Annotated in this window: 12 protein-coding genes; all 12 read right to left on the bottom strand. The window is 65.5% G+C overall.

Annotated features, from left to right (window positions below; genetic code table 11):
• Positions 1–92 precede the first annotated feature (92 nt).
• The 12 genes from secG to uvrA all read right to left on the bottom strand — a co-directional run bounded on the left by secG (position 93) and on the right by uvrA (position 14,047).
• On the bottom strand, positions 93–350 hold the full coding sequence (gene secG, locus LDO22_RS02895; protein WP_159632058.1) for a preprotein translocase subunit SecG: 258 nt from the start codon (positions 348–350) through the stop codon (positions 93–95).
• Between the two features lie 48 nt (positions 351–398).
• Positions 399–1,214 (bottom strand): triose-phosphate isomerase, encoded by an 816-nt coding sequence (gene tpiA / locus LDO22_RS02890; RefSeq protein ID WP_224026040.1) that lies wholly within the window; start codon positions 1,212–1,214, stop codon positions 399–401.
• A gap of 134 nt (positions 1,215–1,348) precedes the next feature.
• Positions 1,349–2,575, bottom strand: a complete 1,227-nt coding sequence (locus LDO22_RS02885; protein WP_159632060.1) for a phosphoglycerate kinase — start codon at positions 2,573–2,575, stop codon at positions 1,349–1,351.
• 10 nt (positions 2,576–2,585) lie between these two features.
• On the bottom strand, positions 2,586–3,596 hold the full coding sequence (gene gap / locus LDO22_RS02880; protein ID WP_224026039.1) for a type I glyceraldehyde-3-phosphate dehydrogenase: 1,011 nt from the start codon (positions 3,594–3,596) through the stop codon (positions 2,586–2,588).
• Between the two features lie 259 nt (positions 3,597–3,855).
• Positions 3,856–4,482, bottom strand: a complete 627-nt coding sequence (locus LDO22_RS02875) for a superoxide dismutase (RefSeq protein ID WP_159632062.1) — start codon at positions 4,480–4,482, stop codon at positions 3,856–3,858.
• A gap of 102 nt (positions 4,483–4,584) precedes the next feature.
• Entirely contained in the window at positions 4,585–5,565 is a 981-nt protein-coding gene (whiA, locus tag LDO22_RS02870) for a DNA-binding protein WhiA (RefSeq protein WP_015937022.1), read from the bottom strand.
• A 9-nt stretch (positions 5,566–5,574) separates the two neighbouring features.
• Positions 5,575–6,594 carry a uridine diphosphate-N-acetylglucosamine-binding protein YvcK gene (gene yvcK, locus LDO22_RS02865; protein WP_224026038.1) on the bottom strand — a complete coding sequence of 340 codons (1,020 nt, stop codon included), beginning with the start codon at positions 6,592–6,594 and terminating at the stop codon, positions 5,575–5,577.
• Positions 6,594–7,517, bottom strand: a complete 924-nt coding sequence (gene rapZ, locus LDO22_RS02860; protein WP_159632064.1) for an RNase adapter RapZ — start codon at positions 7,515–7,517, stop codon at positions 6,594–6,596. The genes yvcK and rapZ overlap by 1 nt, the downstream gene beginning before the upstream one ends.
• 68 nt (positions 7,518–7,585) lie before the next feature.
• Positions 7,586–9,586, bottom strand: coding sequence for an excinuclease ABC subunit UvrC (gene uvrC / locus LDO22_RS02855; RefSeq protein ID WP_224026037.1), 2,001 nt, complete (start codon positions 9,584–9,586; stop codon positions 7,586–7,588).
• A gap of 85 nt (positions 9,587–9,671) precedes the next feature.
• Entirely contained in the window at positions 9,672–10,340 is a 669-nt protein-coding gene (locus LDO22_RS02850; protein WP_224026036.1) for a lysophospholipid acyltransferase family protein, read from the bottom strand.
• Positions 10,327–11,043 (bottom strand): HAD hydrolase-like protein, encoded by a 717-nt coding sequence (locus LDO22_RS02845; protein WP_224026035.1) that lies wholly within the window; start codon positions 11,041–11,043, stop codon positions 10,327–10,329. The genes LDO22_RS02850 and LDO22_RS02845 overlap by 14 nt, the downstream gene beginning before the upstream one ends.
• Before the next feature lie 79 nt (positions 11,044–11,122).
• Positions 11,123–14,047: an excinuclease ABC subunit UvrA gene (gene uvrA / locus LDO22_RS02840; RefSeq protein ID WP_224026034.1), complete on the bottom strand. Its 2,925-nt coding sequence runs from the start codon at positions 14,045–14,047 to the stop codon at positions 11,123–11,125.
• Positions 14,048–14,057: the final 10 nt, after the last annotated feature.

The raw sequence follows: 14,057 nt of genomic DNA, 5'->3' as shown, positions 1-14,057 counted from the left end.
AAAAACTGTGGCTGCCGGGTAAACCGACAGCCACAGTTTAGATGCCAGGGCGGGGCGGCGGGAGTGCCGCAGGACCCTATCCAGCGGACCCTTTAGGAGTCGCCGGCGCCGCTGAAGCGCATGATCAGGCCAAGCCCGATGATCACCACACCCCAGGTGACGCCCAGGATGATGGTGAAGCGGTTGAGGTTGCGTTCTGCCACGCCCGAGGAGCTGAGGCCTGAGCTCATGCCGCCGCCGAACATATCTGACAGTCCGCCGCCGCGTCCCTTGTGCAGGAGGATCAGCAGCGTCAGCAGGAGGCTGGTGATACCCAGGAGGATCTGCAGAATGACATGAAGAACGTCCACGACGGCCTTTCGGAAGTTGGAATTGCGGGAGTATGCGCTGGCTACGGACTAGTCCGTGACCAGGTGGCTCTCGAACCTGACAATATTAGCAAACTCAGCCGGGTCAAGGCTGGCGCCACCCACCAGGACGCCATCCACATCGCGCTCCTGCAGGATGGCGGCAGCGTTGTTGGCCTTGACTGAGCCGCCGTACAGCAGCCGGGTCTTGGCTGCCACGTCGGCGCCGAAAAGGCTCTCGAGTTCTGCACGGATGGCGGCACACATTTCCTGTGCGTCCTCCGGTCCGGCCACTTCACCGGTGCCGATGGCCCAGACGGGCTCGTACGCAACCACCAGTTCGGCTGCCTGCTCGTTGGTCAGGCCCGCCACTCCGGCACGGAGCTGCTGGAGCGTGTGCTCGACGTGGGTCCCGGCCTGGCGGATTTCCAGTCCTTCCCCCACGCAAAGGACGGGGGTGACGCCGTGCTTGAACGCTGCCTTGACCTTGGCGTTTAGGACGTCGTCGGACTCGTTGTGGATGGTCCTGCGTTCGCTGTGGCCCACCAGCACGTACTTGCAGCCGAGCTTGTTCAGGAACTGCCCGGAGATGTCGCCGGTGTAGGCGCCTGAGTCGAACTGCGACAGGTCCTGGCCACCATACGCGACCTGCAGGTCGTCGCCCTGCACCAGGGTCTGGACCCCGCGGAGGTCGGTGAACGGCGGGAAGACGGCAACCTCGACGCGGCTGTAGTCATGCTTTGCGTCGGACAGCGTCCAGGCGAGTTTCTGCAGGAGGGTGATGCCCTGCACGTGGTCCATGTTCATTTTCCAGTTGCCCGCGATGAAGGGCTTGCGGTCGAAAGCGCCGTTCGTTGACGTAGTCACGTAATCTCCAAAAAGTTCTTGATATGTAATCGGCCGGCAGGCTGCCATGGGCAACCTGCCGGCCGGAGGACTGCGAGGTCCGTTACTGGCGGACAGCAGCGGTGATTCTGCCGTCCCGCTTTACCGGTCCGGTTCTAGCGGTCCAGGACGCTGAGGCCGGGGAGTTCCTTGCCTTCGAGGTACTCCAGGCTGGCGCCGCCGCCGGTGGAAATGTGGCCGAACTGGTCATCGCTGAATCCCAGGGTGCGTACTGCCGCGGCCGAATCTCCGCCGCCCACCACTGTGAACCCGTCGGTGCCGGTCAGGGCCTGCGCGATGGCGCGGGTGCCTGCAGAGAAGGCCTCGAATTCGAAAACGCCCATGGGGCCGTTCCAGAAGACCGTACGGGCTCCCTTGATCCGCTCAGCGAAGGCGGCAGCGGTATCAGGACCAATGTCCAGGCCGATGCCCTGGGCACCAAAGCTGCTGCCCTCAATCGCGTCGGCTGCAACCGTTTCGTGCGCAGCGTCCGCAGCGAACTTCTCTGCCACCACTACGTCCGTGGGAACCACGAACTCAGTGCCGGCGTCCGCGGCGCGCTTCAGGTAGTCCTGGACCACCGGGATCTGGTCCTCTTCAAGGAGGCTTGAGGCAACCTTGTGTCCCTGTGCCGCCAGGAAGGTGAAGAGCATGCCGCCGCCCACCAGGATGGTGTCAGCCTTGCCGATCAGGTTGTTGATCACCGCGAGCTTGTCCGAGACCTTGGAACCGCCCAGAACCACCACGTAGGGGCGCTGGGTGTCGGCGGTCAGCTTCCGCAGGACCTCAACCTCGGTGTGCACCAGGTCGCCCTGGTACGACGGCAGCCGGGTGGCGACGTCGTAGACGCTGGCGTGCTTGCGGTGGACGGCACCGAAGGCATCGTCCACGTAGGCGCCGTTGCTGCCGGTGAGTGCCACCAGCTCGTCGGCGAAGGCGCCGCGTTCGGCGTCGTCCTTGCTGGTCTCCCGGGCGTCGAAGCGGACGTTCTCCAGAACGAGTGCTTCACCGTCCTGCAGGGATGCGGCGGCAGCCTTGGCGGCGTCGCCGACAGTATCGGCCGCCAGGGTTACCTTGAAGCCCGCCAGCTCGGCGAGGCGGTCCACTGCGGGGCGAAGGGAGTATTTGTCCTCCGGGGCGCCCTTGGGGCGTCCTAGGTGGGCTGTTACCAGCACGCGGGCACCGGCGTCCGTGAGCTTTGCCAGCACTGGGAGTGAGGCCTTGATGCGGCCGTCGTCAGTGACTGTAGAGCCGTCGAGCGGCACATTCAGGTCACTTCGAACCAGAATGTACCGCCCGCGGACACCTTCAGCGATCAGTTCGTTGAGGGTGTGTGATGTCATGTGTCTAACCCTAGCCCAGCTTGGCTGCTACAAGCTCCGTGAGGTCGACGAGGCGGTTGGAGTAGCCCCATTCGTTGTCATACCAGGAAACAACCTTGACCTGGTTGCCAATGACCTTCGTCAGGCCGGCGTCGAAGATCGACGACGCGGGGTCACCAACGATGTCGGAGGACACGATCGGCTCTTCCGTGTAGGTCAGGAAGCCCTGCAGCTCGTCGGACTCGGAAGCACGCTTGAGGGCTGCGTTGACTTCCTCGACGGTGGTTTCGCGGGAGACGGTGACGGTGAGGTCGGTGGCGGAGCCGGTGGGCACGGGAACGCGGATGGCGTAGCCGTCCAGCTTGCCCTTGAGCTCAGGCAGGACCAGGCCAATGGCCTTGGCGGCACCGGTGGAGGTGGGAACCATGTTGATGGCTGCGGCACGTGCACGGCGCAGGTCCTTGTGCGGGCCGTCCTGGAGGTTCTGGTCGGCGGTGTAGGCGTGCACGGTGGTCATGAGCCCGCGCTCGATGCCGAACTCGTCGTTGACGACCTTTGCCAGCGGGCCGAGGCAGTTGGTGGTGCAGGACGCGTTGGAAATGATGTTGTGCTTGGCGTTGTCGTAGAGGTTGTGGTTAACACCCATGACGATGGTGATGTCCTCGTCCGAAGCCGGAGCGGAGATCAGGACCTTCTTGGCGCCGGCATCGATGTGCTTCTTGGCGTCGGCAGCCTTGGTGAAGAACCCGGTGGATTCGATCACGATGTCAACGCCCAGCTCACCCCACGGGAGGTTGGCGGGATCGCGCTCGGCCAGGACCTTGACCACGTTGCCGTTGACGACGATGTTGCCGTCCTTGACCTCGATGGTTTCCTTCAGCCGGCCGCCGACAGAGTCGTACTTGAACAGGTGGGCCAGGGCTTCGGGGCTGGTGAGGTCGTTGACGGCAACGATCTCGAGGTCTGCGCCTTGGGCAAGCGCTGCGCGGAAGTAGTTGCGGCCAATGCGGCCAAAGCCGTTGATACCAATACGGGTCGTCACTTTTACAGTCTCCTTGGTGCTTTGAAAAGCACTACTAGTTGAGCGGGCGTTGAAGCCAACTAACAGATCCCGCACGCCATTGGGCAGAGATGATTTACACGGAGGGCGACCAGCCTCATTGCTGAAGGCTAACCGCCTTCCGTGACCTATCTTACGTTTAACTGGGTCCGCCCCCGCAAGTGCGGGGGCGGACGGTCCACATCCCGGCCTGTTTAAGTCAGAATGTGAAGTTTGTTACAGCGATGTATATCGCACGTCACTACGGAAGGGTGATGAGTCCCGTGGCGTTGGTGCGTGCTGCCTCGAAGCGCTGGGCGACGTCGGCCCAGTTGACGATGTTCCAGAACGCCTTAACGTAGTCGGCCTTGACGTTGACGTAGTCCAGGTAGAAGGCGTGCTCCCACATGTCCAGCATCAGCAGCGGGGTGGTGCCCAGCGCAACGTTGCCCTGCTGGTCGTAGAGCTGCTCGATGACCAGGTTCCCGCCGATGGGCTCGTAGGCCAGGAAGCCCCAGCCCGAACCCTGCAGGCCCAGGGCCGCGGCGGAGAACTGGGCGCGGAACGCGTCGAAGGAGCCGAAGGCGTCATCGATCGCTGCAGCCAGTTCGCCCTCGGGCTTGTCGCCGCCGTCCGGGGACAGGTTCTTCCAGAACACGGAGTGGTTGATGTGGCCGCCGGTGTGGAACGCGAGGTCCTTGGAGAGCCGGTTGATGTTGGCGAAGTCGCCTTTTTCGCGGGCCTCGGCCAGCTGGGCCAGGGCGTTGTTGGCGCCTGCCACGTAGGTGGCGTGGTGCTTGCTGTGGTGCAGCTCCATGATCCGCGCAGAGATGTGCGGTTCGAGGGCGGCGTAATCGTAGCTGAGTTCCGGCAATACGTACTCGGTCACAAAATCCTCCAATATCGTGGACCAGGAAGGCCCGGTTGGTAACTCTTGGATTGTGCATCCGGGCAGCTGGTGCCCGGAATTATTTCTGATTCTATGGGGCGCCTACTCGTCCAGCATTTCAGGCGTCACATTGGCGTCCGTTCCGGGAATGCCCAGGTCAAGCGCACGCTTGTCCGCCATGGCCAGCAGGCGGCGGATCCGGCCGGCGATCGCGTCCTTGGTCATCACGGGGTCGGCGAGCCGGCCCAGCTCGTCAAGGCTGGCCTGTTTGTGCGCCACCCGCAGCTCGCCGGCGTACTTCAGGTGGTCCGGGACGTCGTCGCCCAGGATTTCCAGGGCCCGGTCCACGCGTGCGCCGGCAGCCACGGCTGCCTGGGCGGAGCGGCGCAGGTTGGCGTCATCGAAGTTCGCGAGCCGGTTGGCTGTGGCCCTGACTTCCTTGCGCATCCGGCGTTCCTCCCACACCATCAGTGCGTCGTGGGCGCCCATGCGCGTCAGGAGCGCGGCGATGGTGTCGCCGTCGCGGATGACCACGCGGTCCACTCCCCTGACCTCGCGGGCCTTGGCCTGGATGTCCAGGCGGCGGGCGGCGCCCACCAGGGCCAGGGCCGATTCCGGACCCGGGCAGGTGACTTCCAGCGATGACGACCGGCCGGGTTCGGTGAGCGAACCGTGCGCCAGGAACGCCCCGCGCCACACGGCTTCGGCGTCTGCGGCCGAGCCGTTGACGACGGCGGACGGCAGGCCGCGCACGGGGCGGCCGCGGCCATCCAGCAGGCCCGTCTGGCGGGCCAGCGCCTCGCCGTCGCGGACCACGCGGACCACGTAGCGGCTGGCGCGGCGGAGTCCGCCGGCGGAGACCACGATGATTTCGCTCTGGTGTCCGTAGACCTCGGCGATGGCGGCGCGGAGCCGGCGTGCAGTGGACGCGAGGTCAACTTCCGCCTCGATGACGATCCTGCCCGAAATGATGTGCAGTCCCCCGGCGAACCGGAGCATTGCGGAGACTTCAGCCTTGCGCACTGATGACTTCTTGATGTCCAGACGGGACAGTTCTTCCTTGACCGATGCTGTCAGTGCCATGGCACCTTCCTAACTGTTCCCAAAAATGTCCTGGTACGCCGTGGCCAGCCGGAGCGGCTCATGGACGGGGCGGCGTCCCGACGCCCCTACTTTACCCAAGACCACCTCCGCGCCGATCATGCCGGCGGCCTTCTCGAACTCCTGCCGGTCCGGTACCGACGCGGGATCGGCCAGGACCACGTCCACACTGAACTCGGGGGCGTAGCGCCGGAGGACGTGGAGGTGGTCGGCCGCCGTCATGCCGCTGGTTTCCTTGGTGTCCGTGGCGAGGTTCATGGTGAGGCAGCGTTTGGCAGGGGTGCTGCACAGTGCCTGCCGCATCTCCGGCAGGAGCAGGTGCGGAAGGACTGATGTGTACCAGGAGCCGGGGCCCAGGACCACCCAGTCCGCCAGTTCGATGGCCGTCAGTGCGTCGGTGCAGGCAGGCGCGGCCTCGGGCAGGAGCCGGACCTCCTCCAGCGAGCCGGCCACGGCACAGCGTGCCTGGCCGTGGATGGTGTGCAGGGCAGTTCCGCCGTCGGGTGCGGTGACGCGGACGTCGCCTTCGATGGTGAGCGGGACCGTGGACATGGGCAGCACCTGGCCGCGGGCGCCAAGCAGCGCACCGGCCCATTTGAGTCCTGCGACGGCGTCGCCCAGCAACTCCCACAGGGTGACGATCAGGAGGTTGCCCATGGCGTGCTCATCCAGCGAACCCCCGGGGCCTGTCCCGGCCCGGAACCGGTGCTGCATGACGTCACGCCAGGTGCGTCCCCAGTCGGTGTCGTCGCACAGCGCGGACAGCGCCATGCGGAGGTCTCCCGGCGGGAGGACGCCGTACTCTTCGCGCAGGCGCCCGGACGAGCCGCCGTCGTCCGCCACCGTCACCACTGCGGTGAGCTCGGAGGTGAGCAGGCGCAAAGCCGACAGCGAGGCCGCCAGGCCGTGCCCGCCACCCAGGGCCACGACGTTGGGGCCCTTGTCCTGCTGGCCCGAGCCCTTACCAGCGGCCGGCGGCACCAGGGGCAGGGCTCCGGTGAACAGCGCCATTACTCGCGGCCCAGATCCCGGTGCGCGGTGGTCACCGTGACCCGCGGATACTGCGCGAGTTTCTTGGAGAGTTCAACCGCGACGGCGACGGAGCGGTGCTTGCCGCCCGTGCAGCCGACGGCGATGGTGGCGTAGTGCTTGTTCTCCCTGCGGTATCCCTCCAGGACCGGTTCCAGGGCCAGGACGTAGCGGTCCACGAAGTTCTTCACGCCCTCGGCCTCCAGGACGTAGTCGCTGACGTCCTTGTCCAGGCCGGTCTGCGGGCGCAGCTGGGGCACCCAGTGGGGGTTGGGGATGAACCGGACGTCGGCCACATAGTTGGCATCGACCGGGAGGCCGTACTTGAAGCCGAAGCTCATGACGTTGAGCCGCAGGGCCACCGGGCCGGTTTCACTGAACAGTTCGGTGATGGCCGTGGCCAGCCCGTGGACGTTGTAGTTGGAGGTGTCGAGGACGACGTCGGAGCTGTCGCGCAGTTCCTGCAGCAGCTCACGTTCGGCGGCGATGCCGTCAAGGATGCGTCCGCCTCCCTGCAGCGGGTGCGGGCGCCGGCCCTGTTCGAACCTCCGGACCAGGACGTTGTCGCTGGCGTCGAGGAACAGGACGCGGAAGGTCACACCGCTGGCCGCCAGGGCCCCCAGGGCTGCACGGATATCCGCAAAGAGTCCCTTGCTGCGGACATCGATCACCACGGCCAGCCGTGGAATCGACTGCGGGGCGTGGGAGACCAGCTCCGCGAGCGTGCCCAGCATCTGCGGCGGCAGGTTCTCCACGACGTACCAGCCGTGGTCCTCCAGCGCGTCCGCGGCGGTGCTCCGTCCGGCGCCGGACATCCCGGTGACCACCAGCAGTTCCGCTTCGAGCGGCTTGACGGGCTCCAGCCCGTCGTGGCCCGCTCCGGATCCCGCGGTCGTGTCTGCCATGAAGCCTGCCCCGTTTCCTCGTTGTTCCCGGGGCCGCCGCTGTGGCACTGCCCCGTCCTTTACCCTAGCTAAGTTTCAATGATTTCGCCGGTGGTCATGTTGATCGCGGGCACGGTCACGGCCTCGGTCCCCTCCGCCGCGAAGTGGTTGACGATGGCCCCGGCCAGGGCAGGGCCAATGCCCTTCGCCTCTGCGAGCTCCTCCACCGTGGCGGCCTTCACGCCCTTGACGGATCCAAAGTGCGCCAGCAGGGCTTTCCGCTTGGAGGCGCCCAGGCCCGGGACGGCGTCCAGTGCCGACACCGTCATGGCCTTGCCGCGCTTCTGCCGGTGGAAAGTGATGGCAAAGCGGTGGGCCTCGTCGCGGATCCGCTGGAGCAGGTAGAGTCCCTGCGAGGTCCGGGGAAGGATCACCGGGAAGTCGCTGTCCGGAAGCCAGACTTCCTCCAGGCGTTTGGCGAGCCCCACGACGTAGACGTCGTCGATCCCGAGGTCCTTGAGTGCACGGGCGGCCGCGTTCACCTGCGGCTGGCCGCCGTCCACCACCACCAGGTTGGGCGGGTAGGCGAACTTGGCCTTTGGCGCCGGCGTGGTGCTGTCCAGCACCTCCGCGCCCGGTGCCGCCTCCGGGCCGTCAGCTTCCAGCACGGATTCGTCCACCTGCGCCGACTTGTCTTGGAGGTAGTGGCGGAACCTGCGCGTCAGGACGTCGTGCATGGCGGCGGTGTCATCAGCGGCCGCGGGGCCGGTGATGGAGAACTTGCGGTAGTCGGACTTCTTGGGCAGCCCGTCCTCCACCACCACCATGGAAGCCACGACGTTGGTGCCCTGGACGTGGGAGACGTCGAAGCATTCGATCCGGAGCAGGGGAACCGGAAGGTCCAGGGCTTCCTGCAGCTCCTGGAGGGCCTGCGACCTGACAGTGATGTCACCTGCCCGCCGTGTCTTGTGAAGCTTCAGAGCGTGTTCGGCATTCTCGCGCACAGTGGACATCAGTGCCGCCTTGTCACCGCGTTGCGGCACCCGGATGTCCACTTTGGCGCCGCGGATCCCGCCCAGCCAATTGGCCAGGTCTTCCTGGTTGCTGGGGGCCACCGGCACCAGGACTTCGCGGGGCAGCCGGCCGTGCGTGTCGCCGTCCTCCCCGTACACCTGCTGCAGCAGGTGCTCCACCAGGTCCGGGGTGGTGAAGTCCTCCACTTTTTCCACCACCCAGCCGCGCTGGCCTCGGATCCTGCCGCCGCGGACGTGGAACACCTGGACGGCGGCTTCCAGCTCGTCTTCGTGCAGGGCGAAGACGTCGGCATCGGTGTCCTCGGAGAGCACCACGGCGTTGCGTTCGAATACCTTCCGCAGCGCGGTGATGTCGTCACGCAGCCGGGCTGCGTGCTCGTAGTCGAGCTTCGCCACGGCGTCGCCCATCTGCTTTTCCAGCTTGTTGATGAAGCGTTTGGCTTCGCCGCCCATGAAGGCACAGAAATCGTCGGCCAGTGCCCGGTGGTCCTCCGGCGAAATCCGTCCGACGCACGGCGCGGAGCACTTGTCGATGTAGCCCAGCAGGCAGGGCCGGCCGCTTGCCTCGGCCCGCTTGAAGACGCCGGCGCTGCAGCTCCGGACGGGGAAGACCCGGAGCAGGGTGTCCATGGTCTCCCGGATGGCGCCGGCGGTGTAGGGGCCGAAATAGCGGGTCCCCTTCCGTTTGTCGCCCCGCATGACCTGCACCCGCGGGTACTTTTCGCCCATGGTCACGGCCAGGTAGGGATACGTCTTGTCATCCCGGAACACCACGTTGAAGCGCGGCTTGAATTCCTTGATCCAGGTGTATTCCAACTGCAGCGATTCGAGTTCGCTGCCCACCACGGTCCACTCGACGCTGCTGGCCGCGTGGACCATCGCATAGGTCTTGGGCAGCAGCCCCGCCGGGTTGGCGAAGTAGGAGTTCAGCCGGGACCGGAGGCTTTTGGCTTTGCCCACGTAGATGACCCGGCCGTGCGGATCACGGAACCGGTAGACGCCCGGGTTGGTGGGGATTTCACCGGTTTTGGGCCGGTAACTTGCTGGATTTGCCACCTATCAAGTCTACTGAGTCGCGCCGGCTCTCCATGCCAACCGGAGCATCCAGACCCGGTCCGGGCCTGCGTGCGGCGGTTTCCGGTTACTCGGCGGACTTGCTCTGGTTGTAACTGGCGGAGCGCTCCTGGCCGCTGAGGCCGGCGATTGCGTCCATGATCCTGTCCGTGACCTCGCGGCGGGCCGGCAGTGAGTGGTCCGGTCCCGTCTTGTCGAAGTACAGCGGCTCCCCCACCTTCATGGTGAAGTGCTGCGGCTTGACCCCTTTTTCGCCGGCACGCTGAAGCTTTTCGGTCCCGATCAGCCCGACGGGGATCACGGGCGCCCCGGTGGTGAGGGCCAGCCAGCCGACGCCGGTGCGTCCCCGGTAGAGGATGCCGTCGCGGGAGCGCGTGCCCTCGGGGTAGATGCCGATGCCGCGGCCGGACTCCAGGATGTCCAGCAGGGTTTTCAGTGCCTGGACGCTGGCTGCCTGCTCACCCCGCTCCACGGGGATGGAGCCGACGGATTCGAAAAAGGCTTTCATGACCTTGCCCTTGACGCCGCCCGTGGTGAAGTACTCGGCCTTGGCAAAGAAGGCAACCGGCCGCGGCATCAGGGCCTGGACGATCACGCTGTCGAAGAAGGACAGGTGGTTGGGTGCCACGATAAAGGGGCCATCGGCAGGGACGTTTTCGAGTCCGACGACGGTGGGCCGGCAGGTGCCGGCGATCAGGTTGCGCGTGGTCCAGCGGACGGCATCAAACATTTCCATCGTTGACCACCCCGCTCATGGCCGCGGTGTGGACCGCCTGCAGCCGCTCGATGACCGCTACCAGTTCCTCGCCCGTGCTGACGACCGCCACGGATCCGGCTTCCTCCAGCTCCCCGTCGGGCGCGAATCCCCAGACAACTCCGATGCAGTCCAGCCCGTTGGCGATGGCACCGGACACGTCCTGGGCGCGGTCGCCCACCATGATCGCGTGCTGGGTATCCAGGTCCCTCAGGGCGGCGGCGATGATCTGGGTCTTGCCCAGGGGGACGCCTTCCACCAGCGTTTCGTCGTCGGCAGAGCCGTGGATGCCGTGGAAGAGGCCGTCGATGCCGTGGTGTGCCAGGACTTTATGCGCCAGCCGCTGGGGCTTTTGCGTTGCCACAGCAACGGGCCGTCCCGCCGCCGCGAAGGATTCCAGGATTTCCCGGATACCGGGGTAGAGCCGGCTCTGGGCAATTCCCCTGGCGACGTAGTGTTCGCGGTACCGGTGGACCACCTCTTCCAGGCGTTCCGCGGGCACATTTGCCACGTTGAGCAGGGAATCGCTCAGCTTGGGGCCAATCATCGAATCGAGCAGGTCCTGGCCGGGAACCGGGAGCCCCAGCCCGCGGAGGGCTGAGGCAATCCCTTCAGTTATTCCACCGGCCGGATCGACAAGAGTGCCGTCCAGGTCAAAGATCACGGGCACTGTTGTTGAAGTCACCGGGTTAGTTTCTCACGACAGCAGGAATGCCTGAAACTCGCATTCCCTTCCAGGAATACTTCCGTGCAGTTTCCGTCGGTCAGCCGAGTATTTCGGCCAGGAACTTTCCGGTGTGGCTGGTGGAGGACTTGGCCACCTGCTCCGGCGTGCCCGCCGCGACGATCTGGCCGCCGCCGGAGCCGCCGTCCGGCCCGAGGTCCACCAGCCAGTCGGCGCTCTTGATGACGTCCAGGTTGTGTTCGATGGTGATCACCGTGTTGCCCTTGTCCACCAGCCCCTGCAGGACCATGAGCAGCTTCCGGATGTCCTCGAAGTGCAGGCCTGTGGTTGGCTCGTCCAGGACGTAGATGCTGCGGCCGTTGGACCGCTTCTGCAGTTCTGCCGCAAGCTTGACCCGTTGAGCCTCACCGCCGGAGAGGGTGGTGGCAGGCTGGCCCAGGCGGACGTAGCCCAGTCCCACGTCCACCAGGGTGTTCAGGTGGCGTGCAATGGGTGAGAACGCCGCAAAGAACTCCGCGCCCTCCTCGATGGGCATGTTGAGGACGTCGGCGATGGTCTTGCCCTTGTAATGCACCTCCAAAGTTTCCCGGTTGTAGCGGGCACCGTGGCACACCTCGCACGGCACGTAGACGTCCGGCAGGAAGTTCATCTCGATCTTCAGGGTGCCGTCACCGGAGCATGCCTCGCAGCGGCCGCCCTTGACGTTGAAGGAGAACCGCCCGGGAAGGTAGCCGCGCACCTTGGCCTCGGTGGTCTCGGCGAAGAGCTTGCGAATGTTGTCGAATACGCCCGTGTACGTGGCCGGGTTGGACCGCGGGGTACGGCCGATGGGGCTTTGGTCCACGTGGACCACCTTGTCCAGGTGCTCCAGGCCCTGGACGGTCTTGTGCCGGCCCGCCACCTGCTTGGCCCCGTTGAGTTTGTTCGCCAGCACCTTGTAGAGGATCTCGTTGACGAGCGTGGACTTGCCCGAACCACTGACGCCGGTGACCGCGGTGAAGAGTCCCAGCGGGAAGGCGGCGTCGACGTTCACGAGGTTGTTCTCCCGCGCGCCCACCACTTTGATCTCACGCTTTTTGTCGTATTTACGGCGCTTCTTCGGTACCTCGATGGCCTTGCGGCCGGACAGGTAGTCGCCGGTCAGCGATTCCTTGTTGTCCAGCAGCTCCTTGTAGGTCCCGGAGTGGACAACCTGGCCGCCGTGCTCGCCGGCGCCCGGTCCGATGTCAACGATCCAGTCGGCAACGTGGATGGTGTCTTCGTCATGCTCAACGACGATGAGGGTGTTCCCCATGTCGCGGAGCCGGGTGAGGGTTTCGATCAGCCGGCGGTTGTCCCGCTGGTGCAGGCCGATGGAGGGTTCGTCCAGGACGTAGAGGACACCCACCAGGCCGGAGCCGATCTGGGTGGCGAGCCTGATGCGCTGCGCTTCGCCGCCGGAGAGGGTGGCGGACGGACGCTCGAGGTTGAGGTACTCCAGGCCAACGTCCAGGAGGAACGTCAGCCGGGCCTGGATCTCCTTGAGGACCTGGTGGGCGATCTGGGCTTCGCGCCCGGTCAACACCAGGTTGTTCAGGAACTCCGCGCAGTCCCGCATGGGCAACGCGGCTACCTCGGCGATGGACTTGCCGTTGATCAGCACCGACAAGGATGCGGGGTTGAGGCGTGCGCCGTTGCAGGCGGGGCAGGGAACCTGCCGCATGTATTCCTCGTAGCGGTCGCGGGCCCAGTCCGAATCGGTTTCGCCATGCTTGCGGTGGACGTACTGGATGGCGCCTTCGAACCCGGTGCTGTACTTGCGTTCCCGGCCAAAGCGGTTGCGGTACTGCACCACCACCTTGTGGTCCTTGCCGTGCAGGATGGTCTGGCGTACATCCTTGCCCAGCTTCTCCCACGGCGTGGCCATGGAGAAGCCCACTTCCTTGGCCAGGCCTTCCAGGAGCCGGTTCCAGTACTCGGTGGTGGCGGTGCCCAGCGACCATGGTGCGATGGCGCCCTCCGACAGGGACAGCTCCGGGTTGGGCACGATGAGTTCCTCATCAACCTCAAGCCGGGTGCCGATTCCGCTGCAGGCGGCGCAGGCGCCGAACGGGTTGTTGAACGAGAACGAGCGGGGCTCGATCTCATCGATGGCAAGCGGGTGCTCGTTGGGGCATGCAAGGTTTTCGGAGAACGCCCGGATCCGTCCGGGCGCATCGGCTTCGAGGTCCACGAATTCAGCCAGGACCCGGCCCTCGGACAGCCCAAGGGCCGTTTCGATGGAGTCCGTGAGCCGCTGGCTGATGCCTTCCTTGACCACCAGGCGGTCCACTACTACTTCGATGGTGTGCTTGAACTGCTTGCCCAGCTTGGGGGGATCGCTCAGCTGGACCAGGTTGCCGTCCACCCGTGCCCGCGAGTATCCCTTGGCCGTCAGTTCCTTGAAGAGGTCCACGAACTCGCCCTTGCGTCCGCGCACCACCGGTGCCAGGACCTGGAAGCGTGTGCCCTCGTCGAGTTCAAGGAGCTGGTCCACGATCTGCTGCGGGGTCTGCTTGGACACCGGCTCGCCGCACACCGGGCAATGCGGCCTGCCGACACGGGCCCACAACAGGCGCATGTAGTCGTAGATTTCGGTGATGGTGCCCACCGTTGACCGCGGGTTCTTGCTGGTGGATTTCTGGTCGATGGAGACCGCCGGAGAGAGGCCTTCGATGAAATCGACGTCGGGCTTGTCCACCTGGCCCAGGAACTGTCGTGCGTAAGCGGAGAGGGATTCAACGTAGCGCCGCTGGCCTTCGGCGAAGATGGTGTCGAATGCCAGCGAGGACTTCCCGGAGCCCGAGAGGCCGGTGAAGACGATCATGGCATCACGCGGCAGGTCGAGGTCCACGTTGCGCAGGTTGTGCTCCCGCGCGCCCTTCACCACGAGGCGGGAGAGGTCCGGACGCTGCGGGGAGGCAGCAGGGGGGACTGCGAGGGAAGTGGCGGGGGCAGGGGTTTCTTCAGCTAAGGCTTTAGGCACCCCATAATGC

This window comes from Arthrobacter sp. NicSoilC5 (assembly GCF_019977395.1).
Lineage (GTDB): Bacteria > Actinomycetota > Actinomycetes > Actinomycetales > Micrococcaceae > Arthrobacter.
This window is presented reverse-complemented; position numbering and strand designations above follow the sequence as displayed.

What these genes read in the sequence shown, in the direction of transcription:
- rapZ (WP_159632064.1), bottom strand. Translation starts at nt 7,517, where the DNA reads ATGGCAGACACGACCGCGGGATCCGGAGCGGGCCACGACGGGCTGGAG.
- LDO22_RS02885 (WP_159632060.1), bottom strand. Translation starts at nt 2,575, where the DNA reads ATGACATCACACACCCTCAACGAACTGATCGCTGAAGGTGTCCGCGGG.
- whiA (WP_015937022.1), bottom strand. Translation starts at nt 5,565, where the DNA reads ATGGCACTGACAGCATCGGTCAAGGAAGAACTGTCCCGTCTGGACATC.
- yvcK (WP_224026038.1), bottom strand. Translation starts at nt 6,594, where the DNA reads ATGGCGCTGTTCACCGGAGCCCTGCCCCTGGTGCCGCCGGCCGCTGGT.
- LDO22_RS02850 (WP_224026036.1), bottom strand. Translation starts at nt 10,340, where the DNA reads ATGGAAATGTTTGATGCCGTCCGCTGGACCACGCGCAACCTGATCGCC.